The following is a 24,251-nucleotide window of genomic DNA, read 5'->3' on the forward strand; positions in this document are numbered from 1 at the left end:
TCCCACCTCACATCGGAAGCAGGGCCATAGGCGCGTATCGAATGTGCTGCTTGATCAGGGCTTCGTACTGAGCGGTCAGCATCTTGCTGTCGAGCTTGATCTCAGCCTCCGTCAGCGCCGGCTGGCTGGAGAGGTGGATCAGCGCGAGGATGCGGGCGGCTTCCTGCAACCACTTCGGAACCTGATCGAGTTTGTAGGACTCCGCGTCATCTGCCGATGGTTCGAAGCCGTAGGTGTACTTGATCTCGACAGTCTGGCGGTAATAGGCCGTCTTCCAGTCGCGACCGACGCCTTTCTCCTTGTTCCAGACCAGCACAGAGCCAAGATCGGCCTGCTGAGCATCGGAAAACAGCATCGGATTGTTCGTGGCCGTCGCGGAGGTGATCTCGGTCACCATACCGTATGTGAGGCGGAACTCGGTGCGATTGACCCCTGGCTCCCGAATTGTCGGCTCGGGAACCCAGAACGTGTCGATGTGCTCGCCCCGCGTGAAGGTGGTATTCAGACGCGCTGCGATCTGAGGTTCAGCCGCGTTCAACGCCATTTTGATGGCATCGTTGATATCGGTCATGTCGTCGAAACCGAGCGGGTCCCGAATGTCCTTCACAGAGGCGAGCAGCATGAATTAGACCTCCAGGGCGCCGTCGGTAGAGTCGTCGATCTCCTGGTCTTCACCAGTGCCGGCGTCTTCCGGTTCCTTTTCCTGCTCGGCGGGTTTCTCGCCACCAACGGTATTCAGCTTGGTCAGAAGCTCTTCCTTCTTCGCCTGCTGCTTGCCTCGGTTAATGACGACGCCGCCCTTACCGGCTTTCTTGGCCGGCTTCGCCGCGGGTGCCGCTTCCTCTTTGTCATGGCCTTCGCCTTCACCGGAGACGAGAGCACCTCGTGCCGTGCCCGCACGCATGGCAGCGTCCCGCTCTTCCGCCGAAATATCGAAGCCAAGTACCTTGGAAATCGCGAGGTGGTGCGGCTTGCCAGAAGCGGTGAACGCGTCTTCATCGTCCACGTCCAGCTCATCGATCGCATCAAGGATAGCTGCATGGAGATCGGCCTTTTTGCGAGGCTTGTCGCCGGTGGCCGCAAGATCAGCAGCAGTGATACCCGTCACCTTGAACCGTTCATCTTCCATAAGTTCGAGTGCGATATCGACCGGAATGTCCTCGCGTGGAACGCGCTGAACGAACAAAATTCCGCGGGTGTTCAGGCTGCGCGGGCGAAGAAGTTCTACTTTTGGCATTGTGCTCTCCTTAGCTTTTCTGCCTCTCAAACAATAATGGGCAGCCTAAATCAGACTGCCCATTTTTGCAATTAATTGCATATCGCTTATTCTTCAGCGATGTTTTCGTAGGCCACGATCGCATCTGGCTCTTCGATCTGGAAGTCGACGCGGGTGGTCAGTACGATGATGTACACACGAGCCGTGATATCCTTGTCAAATTCCATCGAAACCTGACGCTGGATGCCAAAGATAAGGTTCAGCGGATCGGTGTACAGCCCTTCTTCTTCCGGCATCAGAGCAACGTCAGCAACGCTAGACCCGAAAGCAAACAGTGGGCTGTTGCCCTGCACCATGTTGTCACCGAGACCAGTACCGCGGTCAGCGAGGGTGTCCCGGTATTCCGTGGCGTTGTTGACCGACACGAAGTGGGTCAGAGCAGCCTTGTTCCGCTGATACTGCGACGGAAGCGACTTCAAGCCCTTCTTAAAGATAGACTTGTTGATCGTCTGATTGCCAGCATCGACCGCATGACCGGTGGTCTTGGCACGCTTCAACCAACCGTCGAGCTGGCTCAGGTAATCCTGATCGTCCTGGTCAGCAGCGTTTACGTACGCCTTGTCAGCGAGCAGCGCCAGCTCTTCCAAGTCGAGAGCAGCACGCTCAGCGATCAGGTCAATGATGGTCTGACGGAGACCGCCTGGGCCGGTGTTGGACGCTTCGTTGTTTGCCGAGATGGCGCGCTCGATGTTGTCTTCGAGAACGTCATACGGCAGACGAACTTCTGCGATCTGTTCCTTCGTATCCAGCTCGAGCTGTTCGGTCGTCGGCTTGGAGCGCTGAGCCTGGGTCAGAGCTACGCCGGAGGTGGCCTTGCGGAGGATACGCTTGCCGAAGCCGATCTTGTTGATCTTACGCTTCGGAGCCAGCATTTCGACCACACGGCACTGCCGGATCAGGGTCGGCTGTTTGATCAGCTTGCGAATGAAAGCGGCACCCTGTTCAGGGAGCAGTTCGCCGCCATTTGCGCGCAGGTCCTCGATCACCAGATCGGCTTTGCGGAGGAGGCTGGAATTGGTCGTCATGGATATAGTTCCTTTCGCTGTACTTTGCTTGCCTTCCGCATTACGCGGCGCTGATGCGAGAGATGGCAGTGTCGAGAAGTGGGATTTCACCGGAATGAGCTTCCGACTTGGAAGTGCGAACCCGGTCGCCCGGATCTTCCGCGAACACGGTGCCGTTCAGTGCCGCGTCGGTCTTGCGAGCCATGGTGGCTACCTGATCGACTCGGGCGTTCAGATCACCGACCTGCTTCTCCATGCGGGACTGGAGGCCGTTGACCTGTTCCGAGACGCTCTTCTGGAGGGCAGCGATTGCCGCCAGAATGTCGGCGTTGTCGGATTTCGTGAGATCGGCTGCGGTCGGCTTGACCTCGGCAGCCTGCTGGGCGCCCGAACCGGACTGGTCTTCAGGGAGCGTCTGCTGCTCACCACCAATCTTGTCGTCGCCTTCGTTCTTCTGGACTGGCTCTTCTTCCTTCTTCACACCGCCGAAGCGTGCGAGCCCGCTGTCGCCGTCCGGGATGGAGCTGCCGGTCGTGCCACCATTCAGCTTCATCTTCTTGTCGTCGGCAGAGGCGTGGGAAACGGCGCGCTGCGTGTCGGCAGGAGCGGCTGCGAAGCCACCAGCGTCACCAGGCTCATGGCCGGTCGGCTGAGGGACGCCCTTGAGCTCGTCCTTCTTGGCTTCTTCCTTCTCCTTGTCCTTCATCTCGTCTTTGCCCTTGTCGGCGTCAGACTTGTGAGTTTCGACAGGCTGTTCGTCGGGATTGCCGTGGGTCGGTTCGCCAGTGCTGTTAATTGCAGTGTGCGCGGCGTCGTCAGCCGTTGCGCTTGGCGTGGTTCCCGTGCCCTTACCAGCTTCGAAGCCGGCGCCAGTACCATTCTTGCCTGCATCAGCCTTGGCCAATGCGACTTCCATCTTGAAAGCCTGCACCGGCAGTGACGAAGCCATTGCCGTGACGTAGGTCTTGAAATCGTCAGCAGCCTTGGAAATTGCCTGGGCAGCCTCAGACGGGCTGGTTGCTTCGTAGAGGATATTGGATACCGTCGTGGCAAAGGCATCGTGTGCGGCGCAAAGCGTCGGGTAGAAACCGTTGGTCTTCAGGACGGTGAGGAAGTCCTTGGACTCGTAATCGTAGTCCATGAACGCCTTCTTCATATTCGATACGACAAAAGCCACACCTTCATTCGCCTTGATGACGACGGTGTCCTTTGCCGCGTCCGCGTTCTCCTTGGCGATGACGACGACGCCATCCTTCTCCACCGGAGTGTACTGCAGCGGGTCGAGGCCGGCGTCCTTGAACGTCTGAGCCAGAGCGGTAGCGTCGACGCCTGGCTGCACAATAGCCGCAACGACCTCCGGCACTTCAGGCTCGCCCTTGTTCAGAAGCATGCGGCCAATTTTGTACAGGTCCATGGGTTCATCCCCTTTCGTGATACGGAACGGGATGCGGTTCGCTCCCCGCTTCACCATTGATACGAAGTTCACGTCCGTCCCCACGAGTTCGGTGGCCTTGATCTCAAGCTTGGGCATTGAGCACTCCTTCGACGAACGAGAACCGGTGGGAGTGACCGTTCGAGTCCTCCGTGGCGGTTCCCCGCAAAATTCGATGCATGTGACCGTCGACGACGTCGGTGTGGCCGCCCAGGAAATTGCCGTCCTGGTCGTACTTGACGTAGAAAACGTGGGAGTGGCCTTCGGCCTCGAGCGTCAATCCCCGGATGACGTCGGGCATGTCGACCTCGATAACGCTGTCGACACGAACCCCGAAGCCATCAAGAGAGAAGCCGTTGAGCTCCCCGGACTTGACCAGGCTCCAGATCTCCGGATCGGGGACCTTGACGCCCAGCACCCAGCTCCCAGGAATGAAAGTCGGGTCACCCTCACGCGCAATGAAGCTTTCGACGACGTAGCAGCCACTTTCCTGCTGAGAGTGCTGGATATCGATCTTCTGAACGAAACCCTTGCGCATGAAGCCATAAGCCATCTCCTGGATGGTCTCGACCGTCATGAAGTCCCCCTGGCTGTCAGGGAACCCCGGCGCAAACACCTCACCAAAAACGAGCTGCTGTTCTTCGTCCTGCTTCTTGATCTGGATCGACTTCTGGCTCGCATCGCCCTTCAAAGCATGATGAACCGGGGCCGCTTGCGCGCCCTTCATCCACCCGTCCTTGAAGCTTGTTCCGAACAACCCGGTCTCCCCGTCTCATGTGCGTGTCACGAGCCGGAGAATACGCAGGGGTTTCCTGTTTGCAATTAATTGCAATGAAAGCGGACTAATACGTGTGCCGACGTCAAACCGACAGACCGGCTTCCACGATTAGTTCACGAACGAGATCGTAGTTCTCATCAGACCACGCCTGAAGAGCGGCCTCGCGCTTCGACTGGTCTTTGATCCTGTTGATGACGTCGAGCCATCCAGTGGGTTTCTCGAGCCATGGAGTTGCCGGTTTTGCGGGCTTTGGAGTCACTTTCGGCTTCTCTGGGAGAGCTGCTTCCGTGATCATCAACGATCCGATCGGGAACTCCTCGGTCACCGTACCAGTGAGCGAGAGGTAGCCGCGGCATCCGGGGTGATAAGGCGGGCTGCCGTAGCCTGCATTCTGCATGTCACCGATTGACATTGCATACAGACTCTTGAGGCCGGCCTTTGTCTGAAGTGGCCACGGAGCAAGTCCCTTCAGCTCTTTCGGGTCGGTGGTCGATAGCACGTTCATGGTGCGCGAGAACTCATTCTCCACGCGGAACGTCTTGCCATGCATGTAACGGCATACAGGGCATGTCAGCTCGTCCAGCACCTCATTCACCTGGTACGTGTCAATCTCGGCGTCGATCGCCTCTGCGAGGAAACCGAGAGACACCAGCCGGCTTGTCGTGAGGTTCGCGCCTATGTCGATGATCTTGCCGCCTTTGCCCATCACGGCGTTGTTCAGCTTCTCGGCAAGGCTGAGGTTTGCTGCCTTGTTCAGGCGGATTTCCTTGATACCGGATGACCAATCCTCCTTCACAGGTGCGAACACCTCTGGCCCGAACTCGAGGTCGAAGGTGAACGGCTCGATCTTGCTAATGTCGATTTCTTGGTTTTCGTCGTAAGAGATCGTGACGTGTGGTCTGTAGCTCGGGTGATCCCACGAGGCTCCCGAGTCTTCAAAGCGCTCGTGGTCGTCATGCAAGTCTTGGCTCTCAAAAGTGAGAACGATCGCCTTGCCGAACCGCTCTATGGTGCGCTTGCCGCCCGACGCACGCACACCAGGCGCAGAATAGCCAGGGTCGCCCCAATCAATGGGCGTTTTGCTGTAGCAGACGGTAACGTGCATCTCCTCTGGCGGAACAGCCGTCTTGAAGCCATTCAATCTTGCCCATGCAATCAATTGCACTGCGTTGAGCAATGGACGATGGACATAAAGCGTCTGCTTGCCCGACTTGGCGATGGCCTCCCGGAACTCGATCTCTTCCTGGCGGATAATCGCATGCAGCTCTTTGCGCAGCAGCTCGGCCCCGTCTCGCTCGATCATAAAATTCATCTGCTCGAGGGCTTGCTGCATCCCATACGGGATTTCAGCGGAGCCTGTCACAAAGCTCGTCTTTTTCAGATCCTGTGTGACATTCTGGGCGCCGAACAGGATCGAGGATACGGCCAGCTCCTCAAGGCGAGCGAAGTGGTTTCCCACAACTCCGTTCATCGTGATCTTGTCGACGTATTCGTGGGCGTAATCCCACTGCCCTTGGGCGAGCATCGGCTCCAGTGCCTTGATGTGCCGCGCTGCCTCCTTACGCCAACCAGCCCGCATCACAGCGGACTGGGTGGTTTCCAAGGCGATGAATGCTTTCGCATCAAGCATGTCTCACCTCAGTGTACGTGGCCGCAGCAATCCTGCTTGGCCAGGCTACGGTTCATGACGGAGATCGTGCAGGAAGCCAAATCCGTCAGCCCCTCGCTGTCGAGCGTCGTATCGATGAACTGAAGATCCGCCGACGCCTTCCGGAAGCGATCGAACCCCGCGCTGTCGAGTGAGTTGATCAGCGTGATGTTCTTGGCCAGGGCGACCGTGTCCCGGTTGCGGAGCGCGATCATAGTGTCAAGGGCTAGGTCATTCACGCCGCGATGCTCGATCTTCTCGACCGGGGTCGGTGTCTTGGCTGAGACCTTTGGCTTGGCCCCAGGTTTGGTCGGCTCGTTCTGGTTGGCCGGGATTTCCTTAGGGACCGGGACGATGTTGCCGTCCGCGTCGATCGTATGGCTGGCTCCCGTGAGAACACGAGGCTTGTCGCTGACACGAATGTCGGTGCCGCAGGCTTCGTTGATCTCGTAGATGATATCTTCCATGTCGACCTGATTGGTCTGGATCGCCATGTTGATGCCTTCGAGCTTGAGCGTGGCGTCTTCGATAACGAGCGGCTTGGATACCATCTTGTAATCGTGGAAGCCCAGCGCCTTGATCAGCTTCAGGCTGATAATCTCGTCGAACTCGTCGCGCTCCGGCTTGAACACCTGAGCCTCAGCAACCGTGTAGCTGGCGAAGGCGGTCGCGAACGAATAGTCGTCGGCCTTGCCCACGAAGATCGGAGGCAGGCGGAACGAGCGACGAATGCGGGTCTCGCACTTGTCGTCATAATTCTCGAACATCGCATCGTTCTGACGCTCGGCCCCGAAGCGTTCCACCGTCACGCGGACAGTGCTTTCCTTGTCCATGGAGCCGCCGGTGGGCTCAACCTCCAGCACCTGAATGCGGTTCTTCTGGCCGGCAGTACCCTGAGCCAACTTCTGATCGAGGGCGTTGCGTGTCTCGTGCTGGAGAGAGCCGCCTTGCAGGATGATCAGCGCCGGGGGGACGCCGCCATTATCGAAGAACTCCAGATTAAACTCTTCGGCCTTGCGGGAGCCAAGAACGGACGGCAGCTGGCTGATCCAACGGGGAACGCCATAAGGCGTGTGCGAGTCGGGAAGCAACGTGAAGTGGATGATCTCGGTGCCACGAATGTCCGCTGGCAGCCTGTTACCGACTGGTGACCATGAGCCCCGCTTCTTATGGACGTCGCGGGTTGCGCCGAACTCCTTGAAGTAAACGAGGCTGACTCCGTTCACCATCTGGCAGAAACGACGCTCGCGCTGCATGACGGTGATCGTCTCGTCCTTGCCGCGGCGCTTGACCGTGCGCTTGACTGGGATCGGATCGTCCAGCTTGACTAGACGCATCATCTTGGCGTCGACGCGACGAAAGAACACAATCTCGTCCTGCGGGTTGCGCAGCACTTCGAGATAAGCATTGCCAGTACGCTCGAGATCGCGGCGCAGTTCCTTGCGTATTGTCTGGAAGGAGACACCAGGCCACGGCTGGCTAAAGAAATCATTCAAGTGGTCGATATGTGTGTCGTCGTGGTGGTCCTCGGCTTCTTCGCCATCTTTTTCGAAGTCGTAGCCGGTGCCATCAACGTTGGTGACCATCGCCTCGACACAGGGGCTCAGGGCGTTGTTCTCCTGAGCGAGCCTGTCGAGACTTTTGAGGTTGTACGGTGGTTCGAGAATACCGACGTCGCGAGCGGCGCCGATATAAAGGTCCTGGTATTCGTCTTCACTTTCGAAGGCGTTGGCGGCTACTGCCTCACCATTCGCCTTCGTCACCTTTCCGCGCAGCTTATCGAGGACCGGGTCCCCGTCGCCCTGAAACTTTACCAGGCGCAGCTGAGGGCGATTGCCCTCTGTCTTGTTCTCGTCGCTCATCACACACCTTCTTTGTCAGCTGTCACTCCAGCTTACCGGTATGCAATTAATTGCACAATCATTAAGCGGCGAGTTTCAGCTTCTTCAGATCAGCGAGGGTTGCTCCTGCCTCTGCGTCCGCGGTGAACTTCAAGACAGGGTTCCACCCCAGCTCGTGGAAGGGCAGATTGCTCATGATTTCCGTGAGGCGTCCAGCCCACAGGGTCGCTTCGTGCTCCGGCACATAGGCGATCATGGCGTCGTGGATTTGTCCCACAATCTGCACTGGCGAGTTCGGGTAAGCATCCTCGATCAGCGCGATCGCCCAGCACATCATGTCAGTCAACGTCGACTGGATCGGGGAATTGATTGCCTGGCGCTCGGCTCGGGACTTGATTTCACGATCCCACGACTTGATCATCGGTAGGTGGCGGATACGGCCCAGTGGTGAGCGAACCTGTTCCGTCATGCTTACCAGTGTGCGCTGCTTCTCGTGGTAACCGAGCAGACCCGGATACAGCTCGAAGAAGGCGTTACGCATCGCTTCGGCTTCTGCGAAGGAGAGCTTAATGCCGTAGTTGGCCCACGCATACTGACGGAAGCCTTCGACCTGCATTCCGTAAAGGAGTCCAAAGTTGGCCGGCTTGGCATTTCCGCGGTTCTTTTCGAATGCGGCTGCCAGTGCGGCGTCTTCGCTGTCCTTCCACTTCAGGAACTCCTGCACGTCCACCTGAGCAAGCTTGGCTCCGGTCAGTGCGTGGAGGTCGAGGCCGTCCATGTACGCCTGGATCATGGTCTTCTCGTTCGCCACGCAGGCGACGACCTTCAGCTCGCCCTGGCTGTAGTCGAGAGACAGGACGACATAGCCCTTCGGCGCCGGGAAGCATTCGCGAATGCGCTTGGCCCACTTGGTCTTCTTCGGCACCACCTGGAACGGCGGGTCTTTGGCCGACAGGCGCCCCGTTACGGTGCCGCTTTCATCGTCATCGTGGCCTTCGAACTCCGCACGACCGAGGAAGTATGTCGTATGGAACTTGCCGTCCGGACGCAGGTGCTTGAGAAAGCCTTCCACGAAGGTCGAGAGCGTTTTGGCCGCCGAGTCCATCTCGGTCAGGACACCAACCATCTCCATGGCCGCCGGCACATCTGCAAACTGGCGAAGATGGGCCTTCGCCATGGAAGGTTCGCCTGTCTTGCCGGTGGTCATCTTGGGCTTGAGGTTCAACCCGTGAGGGGTGAAGAAGAACTCCTTGAGGATGGATGGCAGTAGCGGGTTCTTACCAGCCGCGATCTGGTCGTCGATCCGGTCCCGGTACTTGATCCGCATCCGGTTCGGAAGGATTGCAAGCGCCTTGTCCTGGTTCTCCTTGACTACCTTCTTGAGGTCATCGCGGAGGATCGCGAACTTCTCCTGATCCACACAGACACCACGGCGCTCGATCTTCTCGAAGGCGCGCGCGGCAGGATGAAGGATGGTGATGTAAAACTTGGTCAGTTGCTCGTCTTCAGCGAGCTCGTCCCGGAGGTTGTCGGCCACGCGTTGGGCCGCATCCGTGTCGCCTCCGGCATAAACGAGGAAATCGTCATTCGCCGGGATCTTCTCCATGTGGCCCTTGTCGTACTTGTCGTTGAAGCTGTCGTCATACCCACCCATGTCCGTCCGAACCTTGGCGTGGATATTCAGGCTGTTCGACAGGTTCTCGTTCAGCAAAGTTCCGACTAGCATGTTGTCGAACTTGAAGTTCGTGCACTCAATGCCCCACTTCTCCGCGATCCAGATCAGGTCGTACTTGCCGTTGGAGAAACGCAGCTTCACCTTCGGAGACGTCAGGAGCCACTGGATCTGATCGAACAGCGGCACGTTGGGGTCGAGATCTATCGGGCGCTTTTGCGGGCCCAGATACAGAACTTCCGCGGTCATCGGCTTCGCAGTGAAGCTGATCGAGACTATGTCCTTGTCCGGATACCACGGATAGAAGCCCATCGTTTCGGTATCGCAGGCTACGTCGACGGCCTTGCCTGTCTTGGCGTACCGTTCCTCGATCCAATCGATCATGGGCTGGTAAGTGTTCACCCATTTATACTGGCCGAGGTTCGGCAACGGAGAACCGGTGCGCATCACGCGGGCCGCCAGGCGAACGTCCCAGGCGAGCAACTCAATTTTTTCCGGCTCGGTCATCATCGAGTACGGGTCGAACGTCAGGAGGTAATGCCCGCCACCCCGCTTCAATGGCTTTTCCCGTAATGAGTTGAGAGTCAGGTTCTTCTGAACCAGACCCTCTCGCCGCATCGTTTCCAGTGGCTTGCTGCCGCAGACAAGGACTACGTCCCCTTTCCCGGCCTCCGGCACAGGGTCCTCCTCTTTCCACGGTACGAACTTGTGAGCCGGAACGTCGGGCCGGAACGACCTCATAATCGGGCCAAAGGTTTTCTGCAGGAGCGAGGTTTCTGACGTTGTCCAAATCAAAATCGTCATATCGTACTTTCAGTGCAGTTAATTGCAAATCAGACGGCAGCGAGCTCCGTCCACTTGTGCTTGTCGATCTTCATGAACGACTTAACGACCGCCTTGCCGAGAAGGTTGAGGCAGCTCTTTATGTCTTTTGGCTTGTAGTTTTCGATCCAGTTGTGGCTCTGCTCCATGTGAGCGAGATTGAGCAGATGAACGGTGATCTTGCCTTCTGGGTCGACTTCAACCAGAGCCGCAAGGTTTCCGCCCACCTTGGCGATGATGGCGATACGGTTTCCGATCAGCCCGGAAGAAACAACCTTCTGGTTAAATTCGAATACCTCACCGTGGATACGCCACTTCTTGATGCGCCCACCGGTCAGCTTGCCCGAGTAGCCTTCACCATCCAGCGCCATACCGAGCGCATCGGCCAGCGCGTAGACGCGGTTCGTGTAGCTCACTTCTCCCATACCAGCTTCCCCTTGAAATTCACGCAGCTCCACTTGCCCAGCGTGATGCCTAGAAACGACAGAACGAACTGCACCTTGTCAGACGTCCTTTCGGTCACATGAAACGACACCTTCTCCTTGGTGAGGCTGGGGAACAGTGATTCTGTCTCGATAACGTCGCCGGGTTCAAGCGCGTCGAATTGCTCTCTAGTGAGCATGATCATCCTCTTATTTGTTGATGACAGCCAGGTTCGGTATCGGTGTCTCCAATCCGATGCCAAGACCGGTAAGAATGGCTCCCAGCGTTTTGTTGGCGAGACTGATATCGTCACCAACATCGAAGTGAACCGAGGCGTAACCATCACCCTTCGATAGTTTCGAAAAGCCGACGGACTGTATCTGATGCTGGTACTGGCTCCAGTTGGGGCCTTCTATGCGAACAGACAACTGGCCCTTCTTTAGCCGAGCAGCAATCCTCAGATCCGAATTAGCACCCACCATGAAATATCTCGATCCCGGCGACGATCCGTGAACCGGTTGATACATGTGCGTGGCATCGCGCAATTTCACCAGATCCGCTGTCTTGATCTTATCCATGTCAAACATCGGCCAGAGCGTCCCCGCATTAGGAACTTGCTGGGCCGCCACAACTGGATGCTGCATTGCAGCGCTGGCGATTGTCGCTACGGATGCCTGTTTTACCGCCTCCGAAAAGGTCATCGGAGTTTTGGTGATTGGCGGCAGCTTACCCAAAGTTCCGGGCAACTGTTCGGGCGCAGGGGGCAACGTGTCCAGATAAGCCCCGTACTTGCTTTTGATGTGTTCGACCACGACCATCATTTGATGAGCCAGAACAGACATTTTGGCCGAGGTCAGGTTCCCCTTCGCAAGGTTTGCCAGTTCTATCAAGCCGAACTTGACGTCATATGTGGCGACAACCCCATAATGATCAACAGTCGGCACCTGAAACAGGAGCGCAGACGACATGAGGTTGACCTTGAGCGGGGACTTGCGAAGCCACTCGATATCGGCGTCGGGAATGTTGAGCTTTTTCAGAACGGTCCAGGCTGTCGTGTTCGCCTTGCCGGTCACCTTGATATTCACAGCCACCACTAACCTCCTTGTATCGGATAGCCCTTCATTTTGATCTTACTTGAGGGGCCTGCTTGTGCAATTGAAAATGCAATTAACTGCACAATTAAAGCATAATGCTATTCCCAAATCGAGCCGGCGCCCTTTAGATATCCATACACCTTGGCGGTCGCCTTACTGGAGCCGGACCGCGACGAGTAACTGCCGAAGTCCTTCACATTGGACGACTTGTTCGAGCCCTTGCTGTGCGAGCTCTTACTCGCCTTCGATCCTTCGACCTTCTTGATACCGAAATGCTCGTGCAGGAAGTCCATCTGGGACTTCGACTCGACCGCCTTCTGACAGTAGTTCTCCCGCACGTAGGTAACCGCATCCTGCTCACCGAAATCGGAAACGAGAGCCGCGAGGAATGTCCCCGTACGACCGTGTCCACCGATGCAACCACAATGCACCTTGCGACCATCCTCGAGCTGCTGCCGAGTCCACTTGACCAGCTTCTTGAACTCGTCCGGCTTCTGCGGAACGCCCATGTCCTGAATGCGGAAATAGACCTCGTCACCCTTCTTCCATGGGTAATGGCGCTCGGTCCAACGCATCGACCCGTCGAAGCCGATATACACGTCAGCGTCCAGAACGACAGGATCGGAGCAGGACCCGCCGTAGATCACTAGTTCCGTACCTGGAAGCTTCAAGGGCGGGTGTTTCGTGTAACACCTGTGGGAATTTGACCAGTTCTTGCTGGAGCCCGTGTACCCCTTGCTCGACCCGCTGAACAGGTCATCTGAGGAGTACCTCGCCCCCCGCGAAACGGATCGGTCATTGCTCAGTATGTCATCCAGGCTCTTGCGCGGCATGCTGCCCTCCATGGCTAATGCTTGTTGGTCGAGAGCATGTGACTGGCTGCGATACCCAGCCTCATACGCCGCCCACTCTGCTGTGTCTTGGGGGTGTGGGTTAGCTTTCCCCTCACCCCAGAAATCGTCGGCGCCCAGAATGAACGCCTGCTGCTCTTCGCTCGTTTCGTAGGTCACGCAGCCTCCCGGATCAGTTCGATCTTCTTCACATGAAGCTCGGGCATTACCACAAACCAGTTCTTCTCGAACTCGGCCTTCTCCTTAGCGGCCTTTTCCTTGGCTGCTTTTTTGGCGGCGGCCTCTGCGTCCTTCTTCGCCTGGGCAAGGGCTGCGGCCTTCTTCTCGGCTTCGGACGCCTTCTCAGACATGCCGTACTTGTCCACCTGCACGGTCTTTTCGGACGGATACTTGTGCACGGAGCCGAGGGCTTCCACGACATACCAGTCGACGTAGTCGCCAATGTCCTCGGGGAAGCGCTCTTTCAGCTGCTTGAACGTGCCCGTCATCTGCTTGTCGGCAAACTTCGAGATTTGCGCGTCGTCCATCACCGCTTCCGGTATTTGGCCCGAGCGTTGCACGTCGAGGATGCGCATCAGCGTGTGCGAGTACATCGAGTAAAAGTGGCCCTTGTTGAAGATCGGGCCGTTGTTGTGTGACAGCGTCCAGATCGTATCGAGCATCATTTCCGCGGTGAACTCGCCATTGACGAAGCGAGCCAGACAGTCAGTCACCTGCCCCCACTTCTTGCCGCCGTATCCACCGTTCCAGATCGAATTGTAGAACTGCCAGCGGATGCACTCGACGAAGTTGCCAATGGTCGTGTTCGGCGGGCTGCTGACCAGCTTTTCGTGGATCGAGCCTTCACCGCCCGACATTTTGAACCACTTGGCGGTCGCGTCACCGAACTTGGCAACCATCTTCGGCACATCAGCCGAGAGCGACTTATTGTGGCGAGCCTCGCGGGTACAGATCACCAGCAGATAATAGAAGGCCCGCATCGCCATCGGCACCATGCGGTTGTGGTAGGCTTCCACCCATTCTAGATCCCACTTTTCCAACGGCTGCAGCGGATCGTACCGTGAGGATATCAGCGCCACACCGTGGTTCATCCCATAAAACCAAAGGGCTTCCTTCTCCGGCACCGTGTTCGACGCCGTATCGGCTGCCTTGAATTTCTTGAGGGCGGCAGACACCATGTGCACTGGCACGTTCGACATGTCCCGGTTTGAAGTCAGAACCCGAGATTGATGGTAGGCCAGCGTATTCTTGGGGTCAGTCAGCGCCATCCTTGCACCCTCCTTGGTATGAATAGCTTATCGGTACTTTGAAGGAATACCGAACGGGGTCAATGGTTTAACCCCGTCTGATTGCAATTAATTGCATTGTCCGAAGCAATTCACCACTTGAGGCGAAGCAAGTTACGAATACGCTCGCGCCATGCAATGCTCTGGATGACCGCCTGGACATGGCTCACATCGAAGCCCGCGACATATGCGGCCTGCATGTCAGTTTCTACAGCGTGAGGCGTGTAAGTGGACCGCACATACTTCACAGGGTCCGCGATGCCTACCGCCTTCGCGATCAGTGCGAGGAACAAGCCGGTTCGCCCCCAGCCGCCCATACAACCGACATAAACGCTGTCGCCACGAATAGCCGCGGTAATCGTCTCGATGAGAGCGACTTCGACTTCCCGGTCATCTTTCGGGATGCTGAAATCCTGGATTGGTAAGTGAACGTTTACGCCCACGACAGGAACCTGCTCGGCGCGGACGCAAACCCCGAAGGTCGCCTCTTTCACCTTGGCGTAGTTGTTGAACGGCCCTCCGATGATATCGAACTTCATCCAGGCGAAGCGCCACCCAAGAGCGATAGGCATTACACCGTTCGAACCGGCTGGCTTGGTTGAGGTATGCGCGTTCATGTGACCCTCCTTGGTCATTGCTGTTGAATTATCGGCTTTTAGGACGCCGGGAAATCAACCCTGGTTACGTCCGTGATCAGATCGCCAACGACGCGAAGAACGAAGTTCTGAAAACGTCTGTTGCCGTATTCGTGAGTGACCGGGGCCGATCGTGCGGCCATACGGATCAATCTTTTCTCAGTGTCTCCGTAGACACCCATTTCACGCCCGCGCTCGATGGCTTCTGGCGTCGTCCTGTATTCCTTCGCCATTAGTCGACCTCCACCGCCCGCATCTTGTCACCCCGAAGGATCAGGATGCCCTTGGGGGCTTCAATGGCGACCCTGACTGTTCCGAGTGGAGGATTGGAGCCTGCAGAAACAAGCACGTCCTCCATAATTTCCTCGGACTCGGCGTCAGTGATCCGGTAAACCTTTCCGGCAGCGTCGATCATTTCGAAATCGTGCGGGGCATGGATCTGCCCCACAACGAAGCAGTTGTCTCCGATGTAGACGTCTTCTCCGTTTTTGAGGCTGAGCACCAATGCCATTCCACATACTCCTTTTGCAATTAATTGCAACACTATGCCATCTGCGACAAAGTCGAAAAGACTGCATAATCAACGGGAACAGCGCGAGGCTCATCACCTGCTCCAAGCACCTTGAAGCCTGCAGCGTTGAATACTGCCGCTTCTGTGGCCGACAGACCCATCACGCGCAGACCCGCAAGCTGCTCCCGGTGAGCGTAGAGCGCTTCCATCAGGACCGTGCGGAAGTCGTCCTGAAACGGATCGAAGCCAAACACTGCGACCAACCCATGGTCAATTTCCGGCATGAGTTGATCGGGTGACCGAACGTCGAGGATCGTAAAATCTCGTACCGCCGAGATCGACAGATCTTCGAGCAAGGCTTCCACGACCTCCTTATGTCCCCACCAGTGAGCGACCTGCACCACCTGTGTGTCCTGATCAGTCAGGTCGAAGAGCGGGGTGCCGGGTATGGCATTCGTAACCTGGCAGCACCAAAGACCAACGGTCTTGACGGCAGGCAACTGGGAACTGTCAACGACCGGAACTTCGGTATCGACCCACACCTGTCCCGTGGCCCCGTCGATCGTGACACGGCTTGCCGCCTTCAGCTGGCTCCAATCAAGATCGGTGCACCCCACCACGCACGGCTTATCCATGGCTCGAGCAACAACTGCCGCATGGCTGGTAGCGCCGCCTGTCTGCGTCAGGATACCCAAGGCTGCATTCATCCCGGCGATATCGTCAGGCGTCGTCTCATGCGTCACAAGGATGCAAGGCTCGGTGCAATTAACCGCATCATCCGAACTGAACACGGGCTTCCCGCTCACCACACCGGGGCATGCCGGCAGGCCAACAACATCGGGCTTGAGGCCGAACTTCGGGTCGATGATCGGTCGCTTCACCACACGATACTGCTCTGGCGTCAGTCGTCTCAACGCTTCTGCATAGTCTATCTTTTCATCTTCTACGAGGTCGACGGCGATCTGGAATGCCGCGGCTGCCGACCTCTTACCGGTACGCGACTGCAGGAGGAACAGCTCGCCCTTCTGAACCGTGAACTCGATATCGACCATGTCGACATACGCATACTCGAGATCCGCGCAGAGTTCTTTGATCTGCTCGTATATCTCCGGCCACGGCTGAGGCAATTCGGGCATCTTCTCAAGGTTCACCGGGGTCCGGATACCGGCCACCACGTCCTCGCCCTGCGCGTTCTGCAAGAACTCGCCCATGATCTTGTTTTCTCCGGTCGACGGGTTGCGGGTGAACAGGACGCCCGTCCCCGAGTCATCGCCCATATTACCGAACACCATGGCCTGTACATTCACGGCGGTCCCCATGGACGCGCTGATGTTGTTCAGCTTCCGGTATTCGATTGCCCGAGGGTTCATCCAGCTGTCGAAGACTGCCTTGATGGCGGCCTCCAACTGCTCATAGCGAGTGTCTGGGAAGTCGAAGCCCTTCTCGTCCGCGAAGACTTCCTTGTAACGAGCGACCAGCGTCTCGAGGTCGGCTACCGTCAGGTCCGTATCCCCACTCGCGCCGACTTCCTTTTTCAGGTCCGTCAGGGTCTGATCGAAACGCTTCATCGGCACACCGAAGGCGGTCGCACCCAGCATCTGGATCAGGCGGCGGTAGCTATCCCAGGCAGCTCTATCTCCGATGCGCTTCTCCCACTGTGCCATGACTTGCGTCGTCAGGCCGACATTCAGGATCGTGTCCATCATGCCTGGCATGGAGATAGGAGCGCCGGAGCGAACCGAAACGAGCGGGGCGTAGCCGAACTCCCCGGTTAGCCAGACGTCCCGCAGATCAACCTCGTCCATGATCGCCTTGATCGCGTCCTTATAGGCGAGCTCGAGCTTGTTCTCCTTCATCTTGGAGAGCTCGTTGCAGACTGTCGTGGTGATCGTGAAACCGGGCGGAACAGGCATGCCGGCCTGGGCCATCATGACCAGACCGGCGCCCTTACCTCCGAGGATCTTCTTGGCTGTTTTCTGGTCCTTGTCGGTCCAGTCGCAGAGCTTGCCAGAGAAGCGGAAAATCTGATCCTTCACCTGTTACCCTCCTTGGTGATTGGTGCTTGTCCTCACTTTAGAGAATGACCGGGAAGGATCAAGGGAAAATGCAATTAATTGCATACTAAACGTAGAGGCCCTGCAGCATGGCGCGGACCATCAGCTTACCGGCAGCGTCCTTCCATTTCTGCTCCTCAAGTCGCCAGAACGGGCCGGTGTCGCCCTTCTCCTTGTGCTCGTCCTTGACGTCGTCCATCAGGAGCATCGACACGAGGACGGCCTGGTTCTTAACGTCCTGCCACTTTCCTTCATCGATCAGGCGAAGGATCAGCATTGCGCAGATCATAAGGCCCTCGCGGGGATCGTCGGGCGAGAGGTCATGCAGGAGGCTGGTGGCAATGTCGTCCGTCTTCTTTGCCAGGCGAGCAACCGATAGATCATCGAGGCCGGCGAGAGGAGCGGCCACGGCCACATTCAGGTGCTGCATAACGTCCGAACGCACTTCGTATCCGGTTTTCTGGCATTCCTCCAGCATCAGAAACAGCATGTGTGCCGGCACCATCTGCTCGGTCACGTTCTTGTCCCTTGCGCGCATGTCCAAAGGGGCGTGATCCATCATCTTTCTCCAGTGTTGCTCCCCAGCTCGTCGCCAGGTCGTCGATTTCATACTCTGTCGCTAATTTTACGGTGCTGCCGTCGAGGTCATAAGGAATGCCTCGGACGTCCAGCTCCGCAGTGAACCCTTGGAGGTTCGTGTCAGACCACAGCCTAAGCCGATGCTCGCTCATTACTGATCTCCCTACCGTACTGGTCGACGCGGGTGTAGAACTGCTCGCGCTCTTCCTTCTTGTCGATCGAGTTCTTGCTTGCTGAGGTCTGGAACTTGGGTCGCTTGTGCAGCGGGACCTTGTGCTTGACCCAGATCTCTCGGCGGTTGGTGAGCCCGATCGCCACGCCGGCCATGGAGTCAGAAACGTCCTTCGACCCGTTTGGCGGGTGATCGATTTTGTTGTCCTTCTGGTTGATTTCGAGCGTAATAAGCTCCTTCTGAGCCTTCGGGTGGGCGGGCGCTCTTACGCGCGTGTCGTAGAATGCCTGCTTGAGCAGATCGTAGGCGTATGTGTCGGTATCCATGGACTGGTAGCCCACGATGAAGCCATTATTGTGCAGCACCTGCATCGAGTCTTTCGACTGATACTGATCGAACGTTACCCACTTGATCGGCATTTTCAGTCTATCGCGCAGTAGGTACAGCAGCTTGCGAATGTTCTCGAACTCGATCTCACCACCGCGCGGCGGGCGCACTTCCAGAATGAAGTCATATTGGATGATGGGCAGCGCCTCGACGTAATCGCCACGGTTGACGTCGACGAAACCAGGCACATGCCCGACCGTCACGCCGGCACTGTCCTTCGACACGGCCAAGTCAATATGTGCAAAGCGTGGCTCGAACGGATTGACGAAGCGCTTCGGATAAACCTCGAGCTTGGTCGCCTTAAAATCGCAGTCCTCCCTAGAGAGGATCGATGGTACTTTTCCAAAGCAGGAGGCTACCGCTTCCGTGTTCAGAATGAACGGATGCAGTGCCATGGTTGCGACACCGGCAATGTCTCGCAGCGAGGACAGGATATCATTCTCGAACTTGTCCTTGTGCTCGATCGGGACTTCCATGACCAGATGATTGTCGGTCGGATCGATATCCTCGTCGTCATCAACCAGCCGCGGCTTGCGGGTCTCGTCCCCGATGAACACCTTGAACCAGAACGGATGGTCGATGCCGTACTTTTCCTCGTCCCGAACGCCCTTGTGGAACAGATACTGCTCGGGCCGGATCTCCCAGCGGCGCTTATCGTAAATGTAGATCGTGCTGAACCCGCGCTTGGCGATCTGGGCACGAGCCTCTTCTTCCTTCTTGTCGGTGAACTGGCCTGGGTAGTTACGAGACGACACTAGGCAGAGCATCCCCGGCAGCACACCAAGCTGCATGAAGCGGGACTCACGGCGTCGGGCGATCGAGTTGTAGTTCTTGACCGCCTGGTCGTGCGTGCCGCCGTCCTTCGACTGCTTGGAGTTTTCGGTGACGGCCATGAAGTTGACTTCGTCGATGATGCCCCCGATCACGTTCTGGCCGATAGCAGCAGCGTCGTGACCCGCGACGGGCTTCACATAGACGTTGCGCGGGAACACCAGCTGGCTCTCCAGCCCGGTATCGAACATGTAGTTCTTCTGGAAATACGGGGCTTCCTCGACCATGTTGCGGAAACGCCTGTAGTCGAGGTCCTGCGCGAGGTGCTTGTTGATCGACTGGAAGATGATCAGAATTTCCGACGTGCTGTCCAGGTCGAACATCTTGTGCGGATCGGCCATGCAGCTCAGCAGATAAAGCTGATACGCCTGCGTGTAGAGCGCCAGGTGGGTCTTGCCCACGCCGATACCGCCCGTGAGGACCGTTTCCGTGTATTTGCCCGAATTGATTTCCAGCCCTTCCTTGATTAGGGCCGGCCACACAGAACCAGGCTTGTTGAGATAGGTCGGGGCGTCCACAAACGTGCGAAAATCGACGGGGATCGCCCGCCAAATGTCAGGCTTCATGGCCTTCTCGCGCACGAACGCGATGGCCATCAGGAGATACTGGAGCTTCTCCTCCTTGTTGGTGATGGTCTTTCCGACCGTCCAAATGGCTTCACCCTGCGGACCCATCGTCTGCAGGATGCGGAAACATTTCGATAGCGGGTGCTCCCTATCTGTCTTCGGCGCTGAAGGCTTCATTCTGTTCCATCATCTCAATCGACTGGTAGAGTTGTTCTTGTTCTTCGGTCCACTCGAAGGAATGCATCTGACCGTCCGTGCCCTGATACTGACCCTTGTAGGTTTTCGACGCCTTCTGCAGGATGCCGGTATCCAGCTGGATCTTTCCGAGGTCGACGAGCATGTCCTTTAGCAGACGCATCTCGTTCGACGCATCCTTGAGGATGATGCCCTGCGGCAGCCCCTCCTCCTTCTGGAGAAGCTTGTGCACGCGACCTTTCTGCAGCTGGACGACGCTTTCGAGCTCATCCATGGCGTTCAGGCGGGCGCTGATCTGGGCGATGGAGGCGTTCTTCTGGACGCCAGCTATACGCTCGATCGTTTTGTCCCTGAGCTCGGAGCCGCGATAGCGCGTGAGCGCCTTGGCAATCGCGTCTTCCTTCATTTCGAGCAGGTGGCCATTCTCGTGGAGGCCCCTGGCGATCGAACGAGCAGTCTCGCCGGCCAGCAGTTTGGCTTCCACGGCTTCCACGATTTCGGGACCGAGTGCCTTGAGCTGTCGGAACTCGCCCCCTTTTGTGCTGTATTTCTTCTTTTTGATCCGGATACTCATACCGCCGCGACCTTATCGAGGTGCTCCTTGGTCGGAGCCACGGCGAGACCTTCCGGGAGCGAGGTCTTCGGAGCCTTCTTGAGGATTTTGTCGAGGGCTTCCTTCATTTCTCCTTTTGCAATTGATTGCATTATCTGCCCGACGACGTCGTCAACGGTGCGCTCATTGTCGATGCAGATATCGGAGATCACGTCGAGAGCGTTCATGGTCTTGCCTTCGATACGCAGCCACATCGAGCGCTGGCCGCCGTGGTCGAACACCATAAAGCCGTATGGCAGCGTGTCGCCGTATTTGGTGAACATTTCATTCAGCAGCTTCGACAGGCCGTCGACCGTCTTGATCTCCTCGGCGGCTTCCTTGAACTTTTTCTGCAGGTGCTTATCGGGGAGCGCCTTGGCGGTCTGGTCGACCAGCTTGCGGAACTCGGCTTCTTCCGCGAAACCGAAGGCGTCCTGCAGCACTTCGTCGGTGTAATTTGCGGAGAGCTTGTTGTAGAGGTCGAAGAACGCCTGCGGGTCCATACGACCGCGGATCATGTTCATTCTGACGAGCTGGAACTTCTCGGCTTCCTCGTCGAATTTCGGGTCCATGATGACCGTAACAGGAACAGTCTCAAAGCCCAGGTAGGCCGCGCCATCGAAACGGTGGTGACCGCCGACGATGCGGAATTTGAGGCCCTCGTTCTCAAACAGTGCCGGGAAATACGTCTCAGGGTAGTCCTCTGGCGCTTCATCTACGAGCTTCTGCACAGCCTCGATATCGAGCGGGCGCACGAGGATCGCGTCAGTGATCCCGGTCTTTTCCATGTTGTCGATCAGGAGATCGAACTCTCGCGCCGACATTTTGTTGGGGTTGTCTTCGTTCTTTTCCAACAGTCCCAACGGGAGGTTCAGGCGCAGAAGATTGTTCGTTTTTTCAAGGGCCGTCATGACACCTCCTTGTTCGTGGACAGCAGCGCGGACAAAAATGCCACCCCCGGTCTGAGGGTGGCAATGCAATTAATTGCAATGGCTCAGGTTGTGAACCGTTACTTTTCCAGCTTCGCCGGCTGCGGTCCTCGTTTCTGGTCCTGATACTTCCCGTCGTACCCCTTGTCGTCCGGGTTCAGGATCCGGTGGAACAGCACCTGCACGATGGCCGTCGAGTCATCTATCCGGATCACCTTGTCGGAGTGGTTGGTCAGCTCCAGGGTCAGGTATCCCTTCCAACCTGGCTCGATCACTGTGTTCTGAGCAGCGAGCCCCAGGCGAGCCCAGGTCGATTTGTCATGCACGATGCCGACCAGGTCGGTAGGCATGTCGAACTTCTCCAGCGTCGAGGCCAGTGTGAAGCCACCTGGCGGTATCTCGAGGCGCTGGTCGACCCGAACATCGTAACCACAAAAGCTCACCCCGTAGGTCAGCCCGTTGTAGCGTGTGCGCTCGCAGAATGGTTCGATGATGCGGCGGTTGCGGATTTCTGAGCCGGATAGGATCATGGTGCTTTCTCCATATGCCCGACTTCGACGGAGGCGTCCTTGAAGCCGTGGAACAGCTGCAGGCCGAGCTTGTAAGGGTGGAAGGGAGTCGAGAACGTGATGTTGCGCTCGAGGCGGTCTTCGGGCTTGGTCTTCTGGTCGAGCATGTCGACTTCACCAGACTCGCCCATGAAGCGGAGGCCGTCGAAGATCGTGCGGATCTCCTTGTCGCCCTGCTTGGTCCCGAGAAGCTCGGACAGACGGACGACCATCTTGTTCTCACCGAGGCTCTTGAGCTCCTCGCGCCGGTCCTCGAGCTTCTGCTGGTAGGCGTCGACCGCGGTGGACAGCTTCGAGAACAGCAGGTCTTCCGACATGCGCTTCTGGTAGGTCGGCTTGAACCAGTTCTCCTGCCACTCGACGAACTTCGCGTAGAAATACTCGTAGTCGTCGTAGAGCGCCTTCACGAGGCCAGGCATCTGGCTTGGGCCGTCAGCGAAGAACGGGTAATCCTTGCCGAGCAAGCTCTCATACGACTTGGTCCGGATCGTGAGGACCGGGGTGCCCAGCATGATCGGTTCTATCAGGGATAGAGAGAAGCCGCCACCGTTCGGCATCTTGATGAAGGCGTGCATTTCCTCCTTGACGATCTTCCAGAACTCCTCGCGCTTCGGCATCCGGACGTCCACCAGCTCCTTGTCGAATACGGGAACGACCTTCGAGACCGTGCAGACGACGAGCTTGACCTTGTCGCCCCGCGTCACCCAGGTCTTGATCATTAGGTCATGGATATCGACGATGTTGTTCGCCTTCTCCATGCGCCCGATGTAGGCCAGGCCGAACGGCTTATCGCCGCCCTTCTTGTAGAACTGGTCTGGCGTCTTGACGTGATAGTCCTCGAACTGAGCAGTGACGACGTTCTCCAGCTTGTCGTGGAGAGAGCGCACGAGGGACGGGGCGAAGAACTGGCGGGCCGACCGGACGATCTCCGGCTTCTCATGATAGGAGCAGACCCAAGATCGATCTGAGGCCAGGTGCCCCTCGACCGTCATGCGATCGTGGACGTCCGGGATCATGGTCGGGACGGTGGTCTTGAACTCCATCATCGGCATGTCCTCGATCACCCAGACCTCTTTCTGCCACCACTGCTTGCGGGTGCGAGGGCTGTTCATGATCACGCGGAACAGCGGCACGAGGCCGGTGCGCACGGTCAAGAGGACGTCGAAATCCCAATGCGAGCCGTTGAAGGCCAGGACTTCATCGAACTCCGGGGACATGGTGATGTAATCGCGGACGCGGTCCCGAGCTCGAGGCATGCGCAGATACGAGACATTAGGGTGCTGCGGGTAAAACGCCATTTCCTCGTCTGTGACGACGGTCGGCACGACCCAATAGAAGAACACGTCCGAACGCGCTTTCAGGGTGCGGGTGACGAACTCATGGAACTGGATCGTGGTCGAGCATTTGGCCGGCTCGGCGGTCAGTACGGGGTCGAGCAGGATCTTCAATTCACGATCTCCTTGATGACGAAGGTGACTTCCGCGAACGGGACACCGATTTCGTGGCCGCGCATGGCGCCGAGGATCATTGCTGCGTCAGGCGAGACGCCTCCGACACGACCATCGAACTGCGACTTGTGCGCCCTGAGTGCCTCGATCTTCTTGTTCGCCTTGCGCGTGGATGCGGGGTGGTAGCGACGACCGAACTCTGGCGGCTGGTTCGTGTACTGATTGCCGGGGTATTCGTAGGCGTAGAGGTTCGCCTTGGCGCCACCTGGCCGGAATGCTGTCACTGCGGCGTCGAACAGGACACGGTGGTCCTGATTGAAGGACGGAAGGCAGACATAGACGTTGGTCGCCATGACATGCGCGATCTGCCTCTCGATGAGCCAAACCAGCCCACCGTAATCGACAGCGAGCGCCTTGTTCTCCTTGAACCAGTCGGCAAGGGTGCAGCTCTTGACCCCGAGAATATCCATTGCGGCCTGCGTCTCGAGTACTCGGCTCTGGCCCTCGACGACACTGCCATCAGCCCTCTGGTAGCTGCCGCCCGCGGCGATGACGACATGCACCACGTCGCCCTTGGAGATCCATTTCTGGATGGTGGCCCCTAAGCCAAACTCCGCATCGTCGTGATGCGGAGCCAAAATCAGATGCGTTGCCAA

Annotated in this window: 24 protein-coding genes; all 24 read right to left on the reverse strand. The window is 57.4% G+C overall.

The annotated features are described in order from the left end of the window. Nucleotides 1-7 precede the first annotated feature (7 nt). The 24 genes from ACOWVS_RS16865 to ACOWVS_RS16980 all read right to left on the reverse strand — a co-directional run bounded on the left by ACOWVS_RS16865 (nt 8) and on the right by ACOWVS_RS16980 (nt 24,251). Nucleotides 8-622 (reverse strand): hypothetical protein, encoded by a 615-nt coding sequence (locus tag ACOWVS_RS16865; RefSeq protein ID WP_075042124.1) that lies wholly within the window; start codon nt 620-622, stop codon nt 8-10. A 3-nt stretch (nt 623-625) separates the two neighbouring features. Continuing rightward, on the reverse strand, nt 626-1,237 hold the full coding sequence (locus tag ACOWVS_RS16870) for a hypothetical protein (RefSeq protein ID WP_075042123.1): 612 nt from the start codon (nt 1,235-1,237) through the stop codon (nt 626-628). A gap of 86 nt (nt 1,238-1,323) precedes the next feature. Next, a complete protein-coding gene (locus ACOWVS_RS16875) occupies nt 1,324-2,301 on the reverse strand; it encodes a phage major capsid protein (RefSeq protein ID WP_075042122.1) in 978 nt (325 codons plus the stop codon). A 40-nt stretch (nt 2,302-2,341) separates the two neighbouring features. Beyond that, nucleotides 2,342-3,811 carry a hypothetical protein gene (locus tag ACOWVS_RS16880; RefSeq protein WP_075042121.1) on the reverse strand — a complete coding sequence of 490 codons (1,470 nt, stop codon included), beginning with the start codon at nt 3,809-3,811 and terminating at the stop codon, nt 2,342-2,344. Beyond that, the gene (locus ACOWVS_RS16885; RefSeq protein ID WP_081375275.1) at nt 3,798-4,469 is read right to left on the reverse strand and encodes an XkdF-like putative serine protease domain-containing protein; all 672 of its coding nucleotides are present in this window, start codon (nt 4,467-4,469) and stop codon (nt 3,798-3,800) included. The genes ACOWVS_RS16880 and ACOWVS_RS16885 overlap by 14 nt, the downstream gene beginning before the upstream one ends. 103 nt (nt 4,470-4,572) lie before the next feature. After that, nucleotides 4,573-6,120 carry a hypothetical protein gene (locus ACOWVS_RS16890; RefSeq protein WP_075042120.1) on the reverse strand — a complete coding sequence of 516 codons (1,548 nt, stop codon included), beginning with the start codon at nt 6,118-6,120 and terminating at the stop codon, nt 4,573-4,575. An 8-nt stretch (nt 6,121-6,128) separates the two neighbouring features. Next, entirely contained in the window at nt 6,129-8,000 is a 1,872-nt protein-coding gene (locus ACOWVS_RS16895; RefSeq protein ID WP_075042119.1) for a phage portal protein, read from the reverse strand. 61 nt (nt 8,001-8,061) lie between these two features. Then, entirely contained in the window at nt 8,062-10,455 is a 2,394-nt protein-coding gene (locus ACOWVS_RS16900; protein ID WP_075042118.1) for a DNA polymerase, read from the reverse strand. Nucleotides 10,456-10,484: 29 nt separating this feature from the next. Next, nucleotides 10,485-10,898 carry a hypothetical protein gene (locus ACOWVS_RS16905; protein ID WP_075042117.1) on the reverse strand — a complete coding sequence of 138 codons (414 nt, stop codon included), beginning with the start codon at nt 10,896-10,898 and terminating at the stop codon, nt 10,485-10,487. Beyond that, nucleotides 10,886-11,095 (reverse strand): hypothetical protein, encoded by a 210-nt coding sequence (locus tag ACOWVS_RS16910; RefSeq protein WP_075042116.1) that lies wholly within the window; start codon nt 11,093-11,095, stop codon nt 10,886-10,888. The genes ACOWVS_RS16905 and ACOWVS_RS16910 overlap by 13 nt, the downstream gene beginning before the upstream one ends. A 10-nt stretch (nt 11,096-11,105) precedes the next feature. After that, on the reverse strand, nt 11,106-11,987 hold the full coding sequence (locus ACOWVS_RS16915; RefSeq protein WP_075042115.1) for a hypothetical protein: 882 nt from the start codon (nt 11,985-11,987) through the stop codon (nt 11,106-11,108). 101 nt (nt 11,988-12,088) lie between these two features. Beyond that, nucleotides 12,089-12,661, reverse strand: a complete 573-nt coding sequence (locus ACOWVS_RS16920) for a protein-tyrosine phosphatase family protein (RefSeq protein ID WP_139309276.1) — start codon at nt 12,659-12,661, stop codon at nt 12,089-12,091. Between the two features lie 335 nt (nt 12,662-12,996). Next, nucleotides 12,997-14,109 carry a hypothetical protein gene (locus ACOWVS_RS16925; RefSeq protein ID WP_075042113.1) on the reverse strand — a complete coding sequence of 371 codons (1,113 nt, stop codon included), beginning with the start codon at nt 14,107-14,109 and terminating at the stop codon, nt 12,997-12,999. Between the two features lie 110 nt (nt 14,110-14,219). Beyond that, on the reverse strand, nt 14,220-14,744 hold the full coding sequence (locus ACOWVS_RS16930; RefSeq protein ID WP_075042112.1) for a protein-tyrosine phosphatase family protein: 525 nt from the start codon (nt 14,742-14,744) through the stop codon (nt 14,220-14,222). A 38-nt stretch (nt 14,745-14,782) separates the two neighbouring features. After that, complete coding sequence (locus ACOWVS_RS16935; protein ID WP_075042111.1) at nt 14,783-14,995, reverse strand: hypothetical protein; 213 nt, start codon at nt 14,993-14,995, stop codon at nt 14,783-14,785. After that, the gene (locus tag ACOWVS_RS16940) at nt 14,995-15,273 is read right to left on the reverse strand and encodes a hypothetical protein (RefSeq protein WP_075042110.1); all 279 of its coding nucleotides are present in this window, start codon (nt 15,271-15,273) and stop codon (nt 14,995-14,997) included. The genes ACOWVS_RS16935 and ACOWVS_RS16940 overlap by 1 nt, the downstream gene beginning before the upstream one ends. 32 nt (nt 15,274-15,305) lie before the next feature. Beyond that, nucleotides 15,306-17,309 carry a PEP/pyruvate-binding domain-containing protein gene (locus ACOWVS_RS16945; RefSeq protein WP_075042109.1) on the reverse strand — a complete coding sequence of 668 codons (2,004 nt, stop codon included), beginning with the start codon at nt 17,307-17,309 and terminating at the stop codon, nt 15,306-15,308. An 85-nt stretch (nt 17,310-17,394) separates the two neighbouring features. Next, entirely contained in the window at nt 17,395-17,889 is a 495-nt protein-coding gene (locus ACOWVS_RS16950) for a hypothetical protein (protein WP_139309275.1), read from the reverse strand. 149 nt (nt 17,890-18,038) lie between these two features. Continuing rightward, nucleotides 18,039-20,039, reverse strand: coding sequence for a hypothetical protein (locus ACOWVS_RS16955; protein ID WP_139309274.1), 2,001 nt, complete (start codon nt 20,037-20,039; stop codon nt 18,039-18,041). Then, entirely contained in the window at nt 20,011-20,631 is a 621-nt protein-coding gene (locus ACOWVS_RS16960; RefSeq protein WP_075042106.1) for a hypothetical protein, read from the reverse strand. Before ACOWVS_RS16960 ends, ACOWVS_RS16955 begins: the two co-directional genes overlap by 29 nt. Beyond that, complete coding sequence (locus tag ACOWVS_RS16965; protein ID WP_075042105.1) at nt 20,628-21,560, reverse strand: ParB/RepB/Spo0J family partition protein; 933 nt, start codon at nt 21,558-21,560, stop codon at nt 20,628-20,630. The genes ACOWVS_RS16960 and ACOWVS_RS16965 overlap by 4 nt, the downstream gene beginning before the upstream one ends. A 98-nt stretch (nt 21,561-21,658) precedes the next feature. Beyond that, nucleotides 21,659-22,108 carry a dCTP deaminase gene (gene dcd / locus ACOWVS_RS16970; protein ID WP_075042104.1) on the reverse strand — a complete coding sequence of 150 codons (450 nt, stop codon included), beginning with the start codon at nt 22,106-22,108 and terminating at the stop codon, nt 21,659-21,661. Further along, a complete protein-coding gene (locus ACOWVS_RS16975) occupies nt 22,105-23,595 on the reverse strand; it encodes a hypothetical protein (RefSeq protein WP_075042103.1) in 1,491 nt (496 codons plus the stop codon). Before ACOWVS_RS16975 ends, dcd begins: the two co-directional genes overlap by 4 nt. Beyond that, a complete protein-coding gene (locus ACOWVS_RS16980) occupies nt 23,592-24,251 on the reverse strand; it encodes a PIG-L deacetylase family protein (RefSeq protein ID WP_075042102.1) in 660 nt (219 codons plus the stop codon). Before ACOWVS_RS16980 ends, ACOWVS_RS16975 begins: the two co-directional genes overlap by 4 nt.

The organism is Brucella sp. IR068 (assembly GCF_049065885.1).
GTDB classification, from domain to species: domain Bacteria; phylum Pseudomonadota; class Alphaproteobacteria; order Rhizobiales; family Rhizobiaceae; genus Brucella; species Brucella intermedia.